The organism is Salinivibrio sp. PR6 (genome assembly GCF_001995955.1).
Taxonomy (GTDB): Bacteria; Pseudomonadota; Gammaproteobacteria; order Enterobacterales; family Vibrionaceae; genus Salinivibrio; species Salinivibrio siamensis.
On the sequence record NZ_MUFA01000003.1, the window covers coordinates 193,592 to 210,300 of the forward strand.

Here is a 16,709-nt window from a genome sequence, read left to right on the forward strand (position 1 = left end):
GAAAAGTGAGGGGAAATAGGTTATTTATTAGATTGTCATTAATAGTTGTTCTAATTTAAAACAACACATTCAACCTTTTTACCAACATGCTCCTATGTGCTGTCACTGACGGAGGTCAGTATGAGTATTAAAAAGCGCTTACTCGTTGTCGTCCTGACAGGCGTTATCCTGCCCACCCTCATTATCGCTATTGTGTCACTCTATCAGTTTCGAACGAGTACATTACAAAGCTATGAGCAGAGCTCATACAAAGAAATGCAGCACATAGGCAATGCGTTTAAATTCTACTTAGAAGGGCTGGCGGCAAACGCCAAAATGCTGGGTAATAGCGACGCGCTTAAACGCTTGGATAGCTCAGTCACCAAATATATGGGCCCGACGAAAACCATGACCTCTGAGCAAAACAGCCCCGTCGAAGCACGGGCGTATGGTTTGTTGGAATCCATGGGGGACTCACGAGAGGATTTCGCCTATGTGTTTCTTGGGCTGAGCGATGGTGGGTACATTCAATGGCCGCAAGGAGAGTTGGGAGATTATGACCCACGCCAGCGCCCTTGGTACCAAACGGGTCAGGGAAGTGGCAACAACCCAGTGCGTGTACCGGCGTATCAAGATGTGAACACTGGTGCACCTCTGCTCGATTATGTGATGGAGTTTCAGGCGCAAGACGGTTTGCGTGGTGTGATTGGTGTTGATGTTACGCTAGAAGCGCTGACAAATATGTTAGGCGACGTCACCCTCGGTGAGTCGGGCTATATTGTGTTGGTGGAAGACACGGGCACAGTGCTTGCGGATCCGAACAACCCAGACAATAACTTTGAGCCTGCCCGGAGTGTCGAAAGTGTCTACAGCGGTGGGAATTTTAGTGAATCACTTACCGCCGTCTCCTTTGCTGGCAAAGACTACTTTGTCAACCAGTACAAAGCACCGGAGAGTGGTTGGCGACTGATTGGTATTGTGCCGCAGCAAGAGGTACTCGGCCAAGTAACGCAATTGCAAACGGTGATCCTGTCCATCAGTCTGATCCTCGTGCTTGCATTCGGTGTGCTTGGCTACTTTATGATCCACCGTATATCGGCATCCATCATTGCGGTCAGCGACGGGCTGAGCGATGCCGCGAGTGGCGATGGCGATCTGACCAAACGTTTACCGGTGCGTGGCGAGGATGAGCTGGGCAAAACGGCGGGCGCGTTTAATCAGTTTGTGGATGTGATTCAAGAGCTGATCATCGGTATAAAGGACAGATCGACCAAGCTGTCGTCGCATGCCGATCAAACCACCCAATTTGCGGAGCAGCTGGATGGTGCTAGTCATCAGCAGCGCTCAGGGCTAGAGCAAATTGCCACCGCGTTCCACCAAATGGTGGCCACGGCCAATGAGGTATCGCAAAACTGTAATCAAACGGCGGACTCCGCCCAGCAGTGCCAGTCAGAAGTGGACCGAGGCATGGCATTGATGAATAACACGCGTGCAGCGGTGCAAGAAATGGCCACCACGCTCAACGAAGCAGATAGCGCGATGGCGGAGCTCACCAAAGAGAACGACAATATCACCGCCATGCTAGATACCATTCGAGGTATTGCCGAGCAAACCAATTTGCTTGCGCTTAATGCGGCGATTGAGTCAGCACGCGCCGGGGAGCATGGACGAGGCTTTGCGGTGGTCGCAGACGAGGTGCGGGTGCTATCGCAAAAAACCACCAAATCAACCGAAGAGATCGATGAACTGTTGCAGGCCTTAACTCAACGCACCAACCAGCTCTCTGAAAAGCTGCAAGGCAGTGTTGAGCATTCACAAACCACCACTGAGGCAACGGAAGAGGCCTTGAGTGTCTTTGACACCATCCAAAGGTTGGTAGGACAAATTCACGACATGGCGGCACAAATTGCCACGGCGACAGAAGAGCAACACTCGGTATCGGAAGATATTAATCAGAATGTGACCAGTGTTTTGGAAGGTGCCAACAGTGCAGCATCAACGGCAGAGCAAACCAATGCAACAGCCGCCGAGCTGCGTATGGTGGCCTCAGAGCTATCAGAGTTAGTTAATCGCTTTAAAACGGAAAAGGACAGTTAATCGCAGCGGGTGAAAACCGAGTGACGGCATAAAGCGGCGAGCCAAGTGCTCGCCGTTTTTTATAGGCGTGATTTGGCCGCTATGCGACCTCGACAAACCCCATCAGGCCGGTTTTCATGTGCTCAATAACATGGCAATGGTACATCCATCGGCCAGGATTATCGGCCACAAACGCTGCCTTGGCGTGGCCATTTTTACCCAACAGCACGGTGTCAGTGTGGAATGGCGTGACCGGTTTGCCATCCATTTCCAGCACAGTAAAGGTGTGACCGTGCAGGTGAATCGGGTGATGGTACTGGGTGACGTTTTTTAAATCGAAGATATAGGTCTTCCCACGTTCCAGTTTGGCGATCGGCTCAGGAATGTTGCCTTTGGTCATTCCTTCCCAAGCACGTTTATTCATCAGCCAGAACTCGTGTTTCCCTTTGCCTTGTTGATCGGCCGGTGTGATCGCCCCTGCCCACTCAAACACAAAGTGGCGGGTTTCGGCGTTGGCTAAATCGATCGGCGTGACGGGATTGAGCGGCAAAGCGGGCAATGGCTTTTCTTCAAGATGAGAAGGCGTCGAGGTAAAGCTGGCGAGTAAGAAAGGAAAGTCACCTTTCATATGCATCACCTCGATTTTTTCGCCAGCGTTTGGTGCAATCAGGCCAATATCTAGTCGCATCCCTGGGGCTATCTTGTGCTCCTCTAGTCGGCGTGGTGTGGCAATCGGGTTACCATCGATGGCGATTATCCAGGCTTCTGCGCCGCGCACTTGAATCGGATAGGTGAGCGTATTGTCCACATTGGCTAAGCGCAGCCGTGTGGTCGCTTTTTCTTGCAGTGTGTATTCAGGGTGATGAATACCATTCACGGTGCCCCACTCACCAGGTGTCCCCATGCGCGCGCTGTAGCGTGGAATGGCGAGATCTTTCCAATGGCCTTGCCGGTCGAGATGCCAGTGCTTAAGTGTTAGTGTGTGCTCCTCATCGAACACGACAGGCGTGGCTTCCTCGACCACAATCGCGCCGACCAGCCCTTTACCCAACTGCACGACAGAGTTCATATGCGGGTGGTACCAAAAGGTGCCGGCATCCGGTGGGGTAAAACGATAGGTAAAGGTTTCACCGGGCTGAATAGGCGCTTGGGATAAGAAAGGAACACCGTCCATTTCAATGGGGATACGTAACCCATGCCAGTGAATGGTGGTGGGTTCGTTGAGGTTATTGGTAAAGTGAATCGTCACTGGCTCGCCTTGGCGGCAGCGGAGCGTGGGCGCTGGGATGTCGCCATTAAAGGCCAGGACGTCGGTCTGATGACCGGGAACCAACGCGGCCTGACTGGGCTCGGCGCTGAGATGGTATTCCCATTGCTCGTTTTCTCGGGACGCTGAGACTAACGAGCAAGCGGGTAGGGTGGAAAGGGCTGCCACCGCTGCGGTTGTTTGTAAGAATTGACGCCTGGAGAGGCCACGAGCGTTCAGCGATTCACCATTCATTCTTTACACCTGTTCAACGCGGTAATTGCGCAACAGTATACCTTGAAAGTTGATAGCTGAGAAAGATTATCAATTGTGATTGTGAGGGAGTTAAAACAGCGAGTGCTAAGACTCGCTGAGTCGTCATCTTATTGACGGTTGAAGGCTTCTAATCCAGGTGCTTGATTGATAGGTGGTAAACACTCGAACCCGGGTTTGGCAATGTAATACCCTTGAAAGAAGTCGACGCCCAAGCCAACCAGGCACTGAAGCTCGCCTTCTGTTTCAACGCCTTCGGCAATAATTTGACGTCCCAATTCATGACACATAGCGACACTGTGGCGCACAATGGTTTGCTTGGTAACGTCAGTGTCAATATTCCGTATCAGTGCCATATCCAGCTTAATCATATGCGTGTTAATGCTGGCCAGCGCGGTAAGACCGGAATAACCGGCACCGAAATCATCGATTGCGGTTAAAAAACCTTGTGAACGGTAATAGCGAATAATGCGCTGAATATGGCTGTAATCAAGGACTTCTTCCCCTTCGGTGAACTCAAATAAGATCCGGTTGAGCGGAAAGTTATAGTCATTCGCCGCTTTCAGCGTGGTGCGGATACAGCGCTCTGGCTCGTACACCGCATTAGGCATAAAGTTAATGCTGAGGTAACAAGGGATAGATAGTTCGGCCGCGAGTTTGACCGCCTTGATCCGGCAGGTTTGGTCAAACTGATACTGATTCTCTTTGTTGACATGCTGAAACACACTGCCCGCACCGCTACCGTCTTTGCCACGGGCAAGTGCCTCGTAGGCATAAATGGAATGCGTAGAGAGCTGAATAATGGGCTGGAATGCCATGGTAAAATCGAATGCGAGTGGCTGCGCATCCCTGCAGGCCTCACATTGTGTTGAAGATGCTGTCATAGAAAAGCGGTTGTTTAGTATGTCCTTGTAAAAAGGTTAATGGAGTTCTGGGCATAATGCGAATTAGATGACAAAAATTATGGGGTTTGCACGGTTTAAGGTGAATGCCTTGTGATGTCGACTCGACATAAACAGACAAGACTTGGTTTTAATATGCCAAAACGGTCTCTTTTTCATCATAAGTTGGCACTGGATATGCTTAATATTTAATCGGCAACGTTGGGAGTGTCATTATGATGGCGGAGAACGCGGTAATATAGGCGTGCCTCGAAAATGGATTTCCCGATATTTGCTACAAAATAGCCAGAATTGGTTTATACCTTAATAAGGTGGCTTTACAACCAACCCCAAGAGATGCCGGTTCAAGGTAGCTGGCCAGTGACAGAGGATGAACGTCATGCTTGCTGAAAAACGGGATGAAATAGACAACCCCCTGATTTGGCCAATACTCAGTATTCTAGAATCAACGCGACAAAGCTGGAAAGTGCACCACCTACTCGGTGAGCTGCAAAAAGACACCATGATGGCCCAGCTCGATGCTGACCCCCACCTTGATTTATTCAAACGCAATTTCTTGATAATGAATGCCTTGTATCAACTACAAGAAATGTTGTTGCCACAGCAATGGTTGCAGGTTGAGTCAATGGATATCCAGCTGCAATGGCGGGTTGGTAACAGTGGCTTTGTGGCCAAAGAAATTGATTATCAGGATCCATTGCGTGATTACTACATGGACTGGAATAACTATGACGCCAGCCAAGATGACGTGAAAGAGCTGCTGTCGTCGTTTTGGAAGCACTACCAGCGTCATATTGGCAATGAGGCGCCGGGTGAGGCCATGTTGGAGCGCAATAAGGCGTTAAAAGTGTTGGGGTTGGATGAGAATGCCAGTGAGCATGAAATCCGTCGTCAGTGGCGCAAAATGGCACTGAAGTGGCATCCAGATCGGCCCGAGGGAGATGCAACCACCTTCCGAGAGATGTGCGAGGCTTGGCAAAGTTTGCGCTTATAAACAGTGTTCAGCAAGCAACAACAGGGTGTGAGATCACACCCTGTTGCTTGAACCACTGAAACGCATGGTGTTTTCGCGTGATATTTACGCGTTATTGAGCCCGCGGCTGCGCAATTCAAAAATCAGCTTTTCGGCACTGCATTCAAACTGTAGCTTGATGTGTGCGCGATGGCCATCGAGCTGTTGCGGATCAAAGTCATGCTTAACGGCAGGATTAATGCTTTCTGCAAGGGCTAGGTATTGCTCGAAGCGTGCTTGCACCGCGTCGTTGCTGTCGCCGTGAATGGTCACTTCTGCTACTTCGTCGCCCTCAGAAATGATGTAACCTATTTCAGCGCTGACACCACATGCATCACAGGTGTCGGTTTGATTCTCTTTCATGGTCTTTCCCTACGTTAAAAGCAGCAGGCATAAAAAGTGTGCGATTGGCCTGCTGTAAGTCGATACGACGATCTTTAGCAAAGTCTTGGTTGTGGCACATTGAGGCAGGTCAGGTTTTACGGTGTTTGTAGCACGGCTTATCGATATCAGCCAGGTACGGAGAAAAACATCACCCACTATGCGCGTCTATGCCAATAGTGGGTGAGTGTTATCAGGCGATGAGTGAAAGGATCAGTCCCAGTCTTCTTCCCATTGCACTAAGGTGCCTTTTGGCCAGTGAGTACCGATATCATGATACTCTTGCTCCAGCCTGTGGCGGCGAATTTTCAGCGTCGGCGTGAGTTTGCCGTTTTCAATACTCCAAGGTTCTTTAATCATCAATACGCCTTTGATTTGCTGGTGTGACTCCAGCTCCCCATTGATGGTATCAATCACCTTCTTCACCCGGCGCTCATAACGCGCGCGGTCAAAATGTGGAAAATGGTGTGGCAGCGCGAGCAGAATAGGCGCTGGCATGCCTGAACCGATCACACAGAGCATCTCGGCATTAGAGAGCTCGAACAAACGCTTTTCAATCGGCACGGGCGCGACAAACTTACCTTTGGCGGTTTTAAAGGTGTCGTTTTTGCGACCCGAAATACTGAGATACCCCTCGTTGTCGAGTTCACCGAGATCGCCGGTATGCAACCAGCCATCTACCAAGGTTTCTGCGGTGGCCTCTTCGTTTTTGTAATAGCCGCTAAAAAGCCCCTGACTTTTGACTAAGATCTCCTGATCGTCAGCAATCTTGATTTCAACGCCGGGACCTGCATTGCCTACAGTACCGATTTTGTCTGCTCTAAACGGATAATTGAGGGTGCTGTAGGCATAGCTTTCTGTCATGCCCCACGCCTCGGTAATGTGTAACCCAAGCTTTTCATACCATTGCAGCAGGGCAGGAGCGACAGGCGCCGAGCCACAGCCCAACACGCGCGCCTGATCCAACCCAAGATTTTTTGCAATTTTGCTTTTGATCAGGTTATTGACCAACGGAATGCGAAGTAGGAAGTTGAGTCTTCCGTCCGGCAGCTTTTCTTGAATACGTTGCTGGAACAGCGTCCAAAGCCGAGGAACAGAAATGAACAAGGTGGGGCGATGCATTTTGACATCTTCGATAAAGGTATCGAGCGATTCAGGGAAAGCGGTAGGGATCCCGCCCATAATTGCTGATCCCATGATATAAACCCGTTCAGTAATATGCGCCAGTGGGAGATAAGAGAACAAACGGTCATCAGGTTCAATGCCAATATGGTCAATCAAACGCTGAGCGGACCAGCAGTAGCCGCCATAACTTAAAATTGCCCCCTTAGGTAAGCCAGACGTGCCCGAGGTATACACCAAGGACATCACATCACTGTCTTGATGCACAGGGCGCTCATCTGATGCCTCATGGTTGGCGATCAAATCATGCCACTCGTAATGGCAGCTAATCGTGGGATAGGGAAAGGCAATGGTCTTTAAGCCTGGCATGTTTTCCAGTGAGGCGCTCAGGGCTTTACTGTCATCAAGCTTGCCTACAAACATGGCTTTCGATTCGCTGTGGGTCACCACATGGTCAATGGTGTCTGTCCCGGCCGTGGGAAATATCGGCACACTGATATAACTGCCCATCATCATCGCTAAGTCGGCAATAAACCATTCAGCGCAGTTTTTGGAGATGAGCGCGACTTTATCGCCGGGTTTCAGTCCCATATCACGCAGTGCGGTAACCATGCGCAATGCTTGGTCGGCCACATCAGCAAAGGTGTAGTCATGGAAGCGGCGGCCGTGAATTTGGCGCAGAAAAACATGGCTTGGACGTTCATCGGCCCACCGCAGGATCTGATCGTTCGGTTTGATATGTGACATTGGACTTCCTCATTGTCGCAACGTAAGACTACGTTTAAACGTTATAATAATGTTAATTTAGTGATCAGGGGCGAGGAGAAGCAAGATAATCATTTAAACACGTGTTCAAATTATGACTGACGGCACTATTTGCAGTGATTTGCTTCGGATTTTTCAGTTTTTTCATATTCTTCTCAATAAGGTTTTTGGAAGTTTGATCCGCTTCAGCGTCTTGGTAAAGCGTTAGTGTCAGGCTGAGTGAGCCAGTCTGTACTATTTTAAAAGGGGCGGGACTTTTTCGTGAGTTAGCCTGACCGCGAGCCGAGTGGTGCGCGTGTCATCACAGCGCCAATGACGGCGATTGACGGGGAGAACAGATTACGCATGCCAAAACGCAGTAAAGCCCAAACACAGCAAACCATTGAGACTATCTTGGCAGAGGCGAAGCGGCAGCTGTTGGCGCTTGGTTATGAAGGAATGTCTTATACCACGCTCAGTGAAGCGACAGGCGTATCGCGCACCGGGATCAGCCACCACTTTCCCCGCAAGCAAGATTTTATGGTCGCATTAGAGCCTTTTTTGGTGGAGAGCCTGCGTACGCCCCTCGATACTCGCAGTACCATCAATGCGTTTATGAAAAGCTGGATGCAGGCGATGCATGCCGAGGGTGAGTTTAAAGCAACACTAAAGCTTTGTTTTTATGTGTTAATCAGCGGAAAAGCCGATAATGGTGCCGCATTCAGATGTTTAAAAACACTACAGCAAGAGTGTGAACAACAAATGCAAACCGATTTAACGGTCGCTTTTTCGCAACTGTTGGGCGCCAGTGTGTTGTTATGTCGTCAGCGAGCTGAAACGAAATCCTAATGTCATGGCTATTATTGTTCGTATGGGGTGAGAGATGACCTTCCGTTGACAGACAGTCCCTGCGTTTTTTGGTATAGTTGTCATGCTTTCTAAGCAACACATGTATTTGGAGATAACCATGAACAATACCGACCATCCTCCGAGTCTTAACGGAGAAAAATAGCGACTGTTGGTATTGCTACATTTCATTGTTACCGACTGTCGTTGATAGTTGGCCCGCCTGCTTTGTTTTTCTCCTCTCGCTGTTATACATCACTCTGCCCTGCTGAGCACTATGTTGTTGATGGTCGTTACCTGCTGCCAATCGGGAGATTCGCCATGACGGTAATGAACAACGCTTTTACTGAACCGACCACTTTTTCAACGTCAGAAATCGTGGCTGCTCGCAATGCCTTTTTGCAATATGAGCTCAACAAGCAAGTTGAATTGCTCACGGTCATGCCCCATGAGGAGTGTATGGCTGTGCTGGGTCACTGCTCAGTGGCGCATGTCCACCAGCTGCTTGAGCGGTTATATGCGCAAGGCCACCAACGTCTAGCTCATCAATATGCTCTCAGCCTAGGGATGACGGGTCCACATCGCAGCATATTCGCGGGCGTAGGGACTTGGATCCGTCGGAGACGTGCCCTGGTTACTTATTTTTCATTAGTGTTGGCTGTCGCTGCCGTGAGCTATCTATCGGTTTTATTTTTTGCCTAGTCTGTGCGCACTTAGCTTGATCTTAAGCAGTAAATTGTTGCGCAATTATGCTATTACTATAACGACAGTTGAATTATTCAAAAATATTTTAATAATGGGGTGACGGTAGTGAGCCGTGACCCTAATTCTGCCAATAAGGTAACCCTATGAGTGATGCACTGGTACTCGTTATTAATTCAGGTAGCTCGTCATTAAAATTCGCGCTGATGGATGCGCAAACTGGCGATGCTGTGATTTCCGGCGCTGGAGAATGCTTTGGGCGCGATGACGCGCGGATGAGCTGGAAAGTCGACGGTGAAAAAACCGAGAAAACCTTAAGTGCAGGAAGCAACCACCATCAAGAGGCCATGGACATCATTGTGGGCCTTATCGAAAGCAATCAGTTGAGTGACAAACTGCAGGCCGTTGGCCACCGAGTGGTACACGGCGGTGAAACCTTCAGTCAAGCCACCTTGATAGACGATGCCGTACTGGCACAAATTGATGCGCTAAAAGCCTTGGCGCCATTGCATAATCCCGCGCATGTAGTGGGCATCAAAGCCGCACGCAAAGCCTTCCCAAGCTTGCCGCAAGTCGCGGTTTTCGATACCGCATTCCATCAAACCATGCCGGAAAAAGCGTATCACTACGCGATCTCGCGTCAGCTCTATAATGATTACGGCATTCGTCGTTACGGCTTCCACGGTACCAGCCATTATTATGTGAGTCGTGAAGCCGCTAAATGGCTTAACCAAGCACCTGAGCAAACCAACGTAATCACCGTACACCTTGGCAACGGTGCCTCTTTGTGTGCGGTGAAAGATGGCCAAAGTGTCGATACCAGCATGGGTTTCACGCCATTGGCGGGATTGATGATGGGCACACGCTGTGGCGATATCGACCCATCCATTTTAGAGTTTCTCTCCAAAAAAGGCCTGAGTACCGATGAGATCCATCATGAACTGCTCGACAAAGCAGGCTTATTGGGTGTTTCGGAATTGACGAACGATTGTCGAGGCTTGGTCGAGGCGGCAGAGCAGGGCCACAAAGGTGCACAATTGGCGCTAGAAATGTTCGCTTATCGCGTAGCAAAATACATCGCAAGTTACATGGTGCCTTTATCTCGCCTGGATGCGATTGTTTTCACAGGCGGAATTGGCGAGAACTCACTGCCAGTGCGTGAGATGATCCTCAAAGAGCTGGCCATTTTCGGCTATCAAGCGGATGCCGATGCCAACGCCGCCGCGCGTTTTGGTGCCGCAGGGAAAATCACCACCCAATCGTCACCACTTGCATTGGTGATCCCAACCAACGAAGAGCTGGTGATCGCGCAACAAGCCATGGCAATGGCCTAGCTGTCGCACCTCCTCGGATATCAAGCGAGCTTCGTGGCTCGCTTTTTTTATGCCTAAAAATCAATCTATATCAAGCCTTATGTGATCCGTCATAAGGCTTTTTGTATATAATGGTAGACAAAGTGCATCGATTTTTGATTTGATGCTCGAAAGATAAAAAAAGATTGGTTAGGTATGAAATTGTATAACGTGATTAAGGCTTACTTACTGGAAGCCATGATTCTCGGAGGCGCGTTCGCGCTAGGCGTGTGGCTAACCCTTTCAGGCTATTTGCTTCATTAGTGATGGTGAACGTTGGCACATTAAAAAGGGCTTTCTTTGCTTAATTCATTGCAGATTTCCACGATGGCGAGTGACAACCCTGAGCGAATCACCTGCTGTTGGCGCTGCAGTTGTAGCTGATAGAATTCTATATCGACGTCATCTTCCGGCGGGCCAATATCGAGCGAAAGCATGCCCATCGTATTCGCTTTGCGCAGCTTTTTGACGGCATCGAGCACCTTAGGATCGGTAAATTGGTAATCGTCGGCATCGTTACTCAGTTGGTTTTTAAGTTTAATAATTTGTTCAATATCGTGATAAGCGTCATCTGATAACACGCCTAGACCAAACAAGAGTTTCAATCGCACAGAAAGATCCCCCAGCGGCCCAGTGTCGTGCAGTAAAGGCCCCACCACTGATTCCACCGCAAAGTTATCTTTGCGAAAAACCCGCTTGATTAAGCCATCAATAGCTGTCTCAAACGTATCCACCGCGGCAACAAAAAAGCCACGCACGGTTGGCGCTTGGTTTAATCGTTCAATGATGTCTGTTTCGTCGAAATTTTCTGCCATAGACTCAATACTGCTTATTGTTATAACGGGGGAGCTAAACTCCCCCTGTAAAATGCGCGGTTTACAATTGCTGGTACAGGGTGTTAATTGCCTCAACTTCAGGGCTTTCCTCTGCCAAGCCGGTGTATGTCGCCAGCGTCTTTCTTACGCCCACCTCAGCCAATGAAGCTTGAAGCTCTTCAGCTTGTGGATCGGTGTGATTGGTGTATTTCAATGCTGCGGCAATCCCTTTTAATAGGGCTCGGTTATCTGTGCCGTACTCTATTGTACCCAGTAATGGCTTGATAAGCCTATCGTTCTGACTTAGTTTTCGGATAGGCTGGCGACCAACACGGTCGACCTCATCAACCAAGTAGGGGTTTGAGAAACGCCCCAAAATTTTCTCGATGTACGCTTGGTGAGCGGCGCGGTCAAATCCGTAGCGTTGGATAAGCACTTCGCCGCTTTCTTGCATCGCTGTTTTCACCAAATCACGGATTTTCGGATCGGTAATGGCTTCACGAATGGTGCGGTGGCCGCTCAAGCAACCCAAATACGCCGTGATGCAATGGCCCGTGTTTAAGGTGAAAAGCTTACGCTCGACGAAGGCCATGAGGTTTTGTGTCTTCTCCATCCCTGCAATATCTGGGATTTCGCCTTTGAACTGTTGTTCATCCACAATCCACTCACTGAAGCTTTCTACCGTGACTTCTAAGGGATCATCGTTCGCCGCTTCCGCCGGCGGCACAATGCGATCAACTGCGGAGTCGACGAAACCAATCAGTGCGTCTGCTTTCTCATGTAATGCGGGGTCAAGGTGTTTATAGACTTCGCCTTTGAGATGCGACGTACCACGGATCATGTTTTCGCAGGCAATAATGTTTAGTGGGGCCTCATTGCCGGATGCGAAACGTTTTTCGATGCCAGTGGCAATGGTCTTGGCAATAATATCAAGCACATTAGGGCCAACAGCCGTGGTCACTAAATCCGTTTTTACGATTTTATCGATAACATCATCACTTGCCGAATTGACTGCCGTGATATGAGAAACCGTGTCGATATGGCAGTCGTTACCTACCACTTTGACGTTGTAGCTTTGTTTGTGACTGAGTTGGTCAATGAGGGGCGCATCGACATCGGCAAAGGTGACCTCGACATTGGCATCCGCGAGCAATTTTCCGATAAAGCCGCGGCCGATATTGCCGGCACCAAAATGAACAGCATTTTTCATAGTATTTACCTCAAACTAAAAACGGTGGTGATGAGAGGCCACCGAGGTGGCCTGCTTATTGGGTTGATTAATGGGATGACGTCATAAAGGTGACGCTTTCATCACTCAATAGATTGAGGATCTCGTCAATACTGTCAGTACTGGTGAGAATATCTATTGCATCAGGCTCATCTAACGCATTAGTAATGGCGGTAATTACTTGAATATGTTCATCGTTTTTGGCGGCAATGCCAATCACCAACTTAGCGATATCCTCTTTGTCGTCGGTGAACTGCACACCCGATGGATACTGACATACCACAATGCCGGTTTGCTTGACCCCGTCTTTTGCTTTAACGGTGCCATGAGGAACGGCGATCGACTCCCCGAGGTAAGTGGGGGTTAATGCCTCACGCTCAAACATCGCGTCGACATAGCTAGGCGCTACGTAGCCAAGTTTGACAAGTTGCTCACCGGCAAATCGAATCGCTTCATCCTTGTTTGTGGCCGTTAAGCCAAGATGAATGTTTTTACGCTGAAGTTGAAAAGCAGGTGCCGGGGTTGGCTCGAAACTGTCGTCATTTGCCGCCGTCGTCGGAACTTGAAGCACTTGCGGATCGTTGGCAGCGGGATACTGTGCGGCGAGAATTTGGGTAACCAACTGGCCGTAAACATCGCCGTCTAAAAAGTTATTGAGTGAAATATGGTGTGCGGTTGGCGCGTGAGTGCGCGCACGCTCGGTCAGATCTTTATGCGTGATCACAATCTGCGCATCCTCAGGCAGGCTATTGACCGCAATATTCGTGACACCAATGTCTAAGCCTGCATTTTGCACCTTTTTACGCAGCAAGCTGGCACCCATGGCACTAGAGCCCATGCCAGCATCACAGGCAACTAAAATATGCTTTACGTCAGCAAAGTTAACTGTGGCTTTAGGCGCAGAAGAGGAGGCGGAGGTGCTTGCTTTAGCGCCTGATTTCATGTCTTTCATTTTGGCGGTCGCCTCATCAAGTGAGGCTTCGTCACCTTCACCCTCTGTGCTTTTCTGTGTTTTCATCAGTAAAGCGGCGACCACAAATGACACGCTGGCTGCGGCAATAATTGAGGCCAAGACGCCGACAATTGAGCCTTTTTGCGTCATTAACAGTACAGCAAAAATAGAGCCTGGCGAAGCGGGCGACACAATACCTGCATCAAACATAGTGAGAACGAACACACCTGTCATACCACCCGCAATCGCGGCAAGAATAAGGCGTGGATTCATCAGAATGTAAGGGAAGTAGATTTCGTGAATACCACCGAAGAAGTGAATAATGGAGGCACCGCCCGCGGTTTGACGTGCGGTGCCTTTTCCAAACACCATGTAGGCAAGCAAGATGCCTAAACCAGGACCTGGGTTTGCCTCAATGAGGAAGAAAATAGACTGGCCAGCCTCTGAGGCTTGCTGGATCCCAAGTGGTGAGAAAATACCGTGGTTGATCGCATTGTTGAGGAAAAGAATCTTAGCGGGCTCAACAAAGATAGAGGTCAGTGGTAACAGGTGTGCTGAGACCAAAAACTCCACACCTGCCGCGAGGCCACTGGATAAGAGTTTTACGAACGGGCCGATAAGGAAGAATGCGATAATCGCGCAAAGCATACCGATAATGCCGGCGGAGAAGTTATTTACTAACATCTCAAACCCGCTTCTCACTTTGCCATCGACATAAGCATCGAATTTTTTGATCGCCCAGCCGCCGAATGGACCAACCATCATCGCGCCCATAAACATGGGAATGTCAGTCCCGACAATCACCCCCATGGTAGTAATCGCACCGACAACCGCACCGCGTTCGCCGCCAACAAGTTTACCGCCGGTATAGCCGATCAGCAGTGGTAGTAGGTAGGTAATCATGGGGCCGACCATGGCCGCCAATGTCTCATTGGGGACCCAACCGGTCGGAATGAATAGTGCAGTAATAATCCCCCACGCGATGAATGCGCCGATATTGGGCATCACCATATTCGAGAGGAAGCGACCAAAATTCTGTATCTTGATCTTGGTATCAGATGATATCATAACAATACCCCGTTTGATGTTCTCATTGAACGTGTGTGGTAGAACGGTTCGCCAAAACCGTCTGGCTAGTAAGTACCCAGTCAATTTACCACATATTTTTTCGAGAGAACTGATAACGGGGATTTATTGACTCAACTCTCATTATTCACTTCGCAACTATATGTTAGTCCAACACCTGTCACAGAAATAACATGTAAATTTAGCACAAAACGCAAAAAAAAAATTGTCAATAAAAACTAGAGTAGCATTTGTCACATTTTTGATTTTTGATTTATAAAATATATAGTGATGTAGATCACTCTTTATTTTTTTAGAATAGTGAAATAAAAAACGAGAGTGATAAATATCACACTACTAGTCTGGTCAATAATGATTCATCAAGTGATAAAGATCACACTTGTATTTTTATTACGAATAAGGTCGGTGTCGTGTGAGGTAGAAACCAAGCTCAATCGCGTTGAGCCTGGTGAGTTAAAATGCCAAGGTAGCCATTACAGACAAGAGAGTTAATACGCTCCTGCGCTGTAGATAAGCTCGTAACTGTGGCTGTAGATCTCCAAGATATTGCCAAATGGGTCTTCCATATAGATCATGCGATAGGGCTTCTCTCCAGGATAGTAATAGCGTGGTTTCTCCATGCGTTTCTTACCACCCGCCTCAACAATACGTTCAGCCAGTGCTTCAACGTTAGGATCTTGCACGCAGAAGTGAAAGACGCCCGTTTTCCAGTACTCGAAATTGTTGTCAGGGTTTTGCTGACCTTTGAATTCAAATAGCTCGACACCCACTCGGTCACCGGTTGATAAATGGGCAATACGAAAGCGCTCCCAACCTTGACCAAACACATCGGTACACATCGCTCCAATTGCACTATTGTCTTCGACAATCTCGGTAGGTGTCATAATGAGATACCAGCCAAGCACTTGCGTGTAAAATTGAACGGCTTTGTCCAAATCAGGTACCGAAATACCAATGTGTGAAAATGTACGTGGATAAGGGGTTGGCATGCGTTGCTCCTTCTAAGATGACGTTGTCAGTGGTTGCAAGCATGAGGTATCACAAACATAATGTTAAATTATGGTTTGCAATAGTTATGATGACAATTTGTTATGGTTAATCCTGTTTGGCTGAAAACCTTTTGCACCCTGGTAGATGTTGGCAGTTTTACCAAAGCCGCTGATAAGTGTTTTATGACCCAATCAGGCGTCAGTCAGCACGTGCGAAAGCTCGAAGATGCTTTATCGACCACCTTACTGATTCGGAGTAAAAAGGGTATTGTCACGACGGAGGCTGGAGAGCAACTCTATCGTCAAGGCAAAGATGTACTACAAACACTCGATAACCTAGCCGTTAACATCAGCCAGGATCCCGGTTATGAAGGGGAGGTGCGTCTTATGTCGCCGGGAAGTGTTGGTCTCCGTTTATATCCTCATTTGCTCGATCTCCAGGTGACGTATCCGACACTTACGATTAACCATCGCTTTGCGCCAAATGGCGATATTCATAATGCCATCTTGAACAACACCATTGATATTGGCCTGACAACCGCATGTCCCGTTAATCCAAATATTCAGTCTGAACCCATCGGGGAAGAGCCGTTGTTGCTGGTGACACCGCGCCATGTTAAATCCCCGACTTGGGAAACACTCTGCCAGCTAGGATTCATTGATCATCCAGATGCGAGGCATCACGCCGAGTTATTACTTGGAGCGAACTTCGATCAATACCAAACGGCGCAGTTGCGCCCCATCAAGCAATCTGGCTTTTCTAATCAAATTGGTCTTATCTTACTACCCGTTGCACGCGGACTCGGCTTTACCGTGTTACCCGCCAATGCCGTCGCCGCTTTTGCTCAACAATCGGTGATCAAAGCTCACCATTTACCGACACCGGTCAGTGAAACCTTATACCTTTCTTCTCTTGCCGGACGCGTGCTGCCCCAGCGCGCGATCAATATTTCAAACGTCATTAAAGAGCAGGTTGGTCAGTCGTGATTACCGCTGATAGCCTC

Annotated in this window: 14 protein-coding genes; 6 read left to right on the forward strand and 8 right to left on the reverse strand. The window is 48.8% G+C overall.

What is annotated here, in order from left to right; all coding sequences use genetic code 11:
- The first annotated feature begins 120 nt into the window (after positions 1-120).
- Complete coding sequence (locus BZG72_RS03525; protein ID WP_077666098.1) at positions 121-2,076, forward strand: methyl-accepting chemotaxis protein; 1,956 nt, start codon at positions 121-123, stop codon at positions 2,074-2,076.
- Positions 2,077-2,155: 79 nt separating this feature from the next.
- Here BZG72_RS03525 and BZG72_RS03530 read toward each other — a convergent pair whose 3' ends face one another.
- Complete coding sequence (locus BZG72_RS03530; protein ID WP_077666099.1) at positions 2,156-3,556, reverse strand: multicopper oxidase family protein; 1,401 nt, start codon at positions 3,554-3,556, stop codon at positions 2,156-2,158.
- Positions 3,557-3,684: 128 nt separating this feature from the next.
- Positions 3,685-4,458, reverse strand: coding sequence for an EAL domain-containing protein (locus BZG72_RS03535; protein ID WP_077666100.1), 774 nt, complete (start codon positions 4,456-4,458; stop codon positions 3,685-3,687).
- Positions 4,459-4,855: 397 nt separating this feature from the next.
- On the opposite strand from BZG72_RS03535, the gene BZG72_RS03540 reads away from it, so the two are divergent.
- Positions 4,856-5,470, forward strand: a complete 615-nt coding sequence (locus BZG72_RS03540) for a DNA-J related domain-containing protein (RefSeq protein WP_046075714.1) — start codon at positions 4,856-4,858, stop codon at positions 5,468-5,470.
- 84 nt (positions 5,471-5,554) lie between these two features.
- Here BZG72_RS03540 and BZG72_RS03545 read toward each other — a convergent pair whose 3' ends face one another.
- Positions 5,555-5,851 carry a DUF406 family protein gene (locus tag BZG72_RS03545; RefSeq protein WP_046075715.1) on the reverse strand — a complete coding sequence of 99 codons (297 nt, stop codon included), beginning with the start codon at positions 5,849-5,851 and terminating at the stop codon, positions 5,555-5,557.
- Positions 5,852-6,082: 231 nt separating this feature from the next.
- Entirely contained in the window at positions 6,083-7,738 is a 1,656-nt protein-coding gene (locus BZG72_RS03550) for an AMP-binding protein (RefSeq protein WP_077666101.1), read from the reverse strand.
- Positions 7,739-8,101: 363 nt separating this feature from the next.
- Here BZG72_RS03550 and BZG72_RS03555 point away from each other — a divergent pair, with 363 nt between their 5' ends.
- The 3 genes from BZG72_RS03555 (at position 8,102) to BZG72_RS03565 (ending at position 10,617) form a co-directional block, all read left to right on the forward strand.
- The gene (locus BZG72_RS03555) at positions 8,102-8,584 is read left to right on the forward strand and encodes a TetR/AcrR family transcriptional regulator (protein WP_046075717.1); all 483 of its coding nucleotides are present in this window, start codon (positions 8,102-8,104) and stop codon (positions 8,582-8,584) included.
- 318 nt (positions 8,585-8,902) lie between these two features.
- Positions 8,903-9,283 (forward strand): hypothetical protein, encoded by a 381-nt coding sequence (locus tag BZG72_RS03560; RefSeq protein WP_077666102.1) that lies wholly within the window; start codon positions 8,903-8,905, stop codon positions 9,281-9,283.
- A gap of 146 nt (positions 9,284-9,429) precedes the next feature.
- On the forward strand, positions 9,430-10,617 hold the full coding sequence (locus BZG72_RS03565; protein WP_077666103.1) for an acetate kinase: 1,188 nt from the start codon (positions 9,430-9,432) through the stop codon (positions 10,615-10,617).
- Between the two features lie 302 nt (positions 10,618-10,919).
- Here the strand turns inward: BZG72_RS03565 and BZG72_RS03570 are convergent, their stop codons facing one another.
- The 4 genes from BZG72_RS03570 to BZG72_RS03585 form a co-directional block, all read right to left on the reverse strand.
- Positions 10,920-11,450 (reverse strand): MltR family transcriptional regulator, encoded by a 531-nt coding sequence (locus BZG72_RS03570; RefSeq protein ID WP_046075720.1) that lies wholly within the window; start codon positions 11,448-11,450, stop codon positions 10,920-10,922.
- A 61-nt stretch (positions 11,451-11,511) separates the two neighbouring features.
- Positions 11,512-12,660, reverse strand: a complete 1,149-nt coding sequence (locus BZG72_RS03575) for a mannitol-1-phosphate 5-dehydrogenase (protein ID WP_046075721.1) — start codon at positions 12,658-12,660, stop codon at positions 11,512-11,514.
- 67 nt (positions 12,661-12,727) lie between these two features.
- Positions 12,728-14,698 (reverse strand): PTS mannitol transporter subunit IICBA, encoded by a 1,971-nt coding sequence (locus BZG72_RS03580; protein WP_077666104.1) that lies wholly within the window; start codon positions 14,696-14,698, stop codon positions 12,728-12,730.
- 506 nt (positions 14,699-15,204) lie between these two features.
- On the reverse strand, positions 15,205-15,705 hold the full coding sequence (locus BZG72_RS03585; RefSeq protein ID WP_077666105.1) for a lactoylglutathione lyase family protein: 501 nt from the start codon (positions 15,703-15,705) through the stop codon (positions 15,205-15,207).
- A gap of 102 nt (positions 15,706-15,807) precedes the next feature.
- Here BZG72_RS03585 and BZG72_RS03590 point away from each other — a divergent pair, with 102 nt between their 5' ends.
- Entirely contained in the window at positions 15,808-16,692 is an 885-nt protein-coding gene (locus BZG72_RS03590; RefSeq protein WP_077666106.1) for a LysR family transcriptional regulator, read from the forward strand.
- The last annotated feature ends 17 nt before the right edge of the window (positions 16,693-16,709 follow it).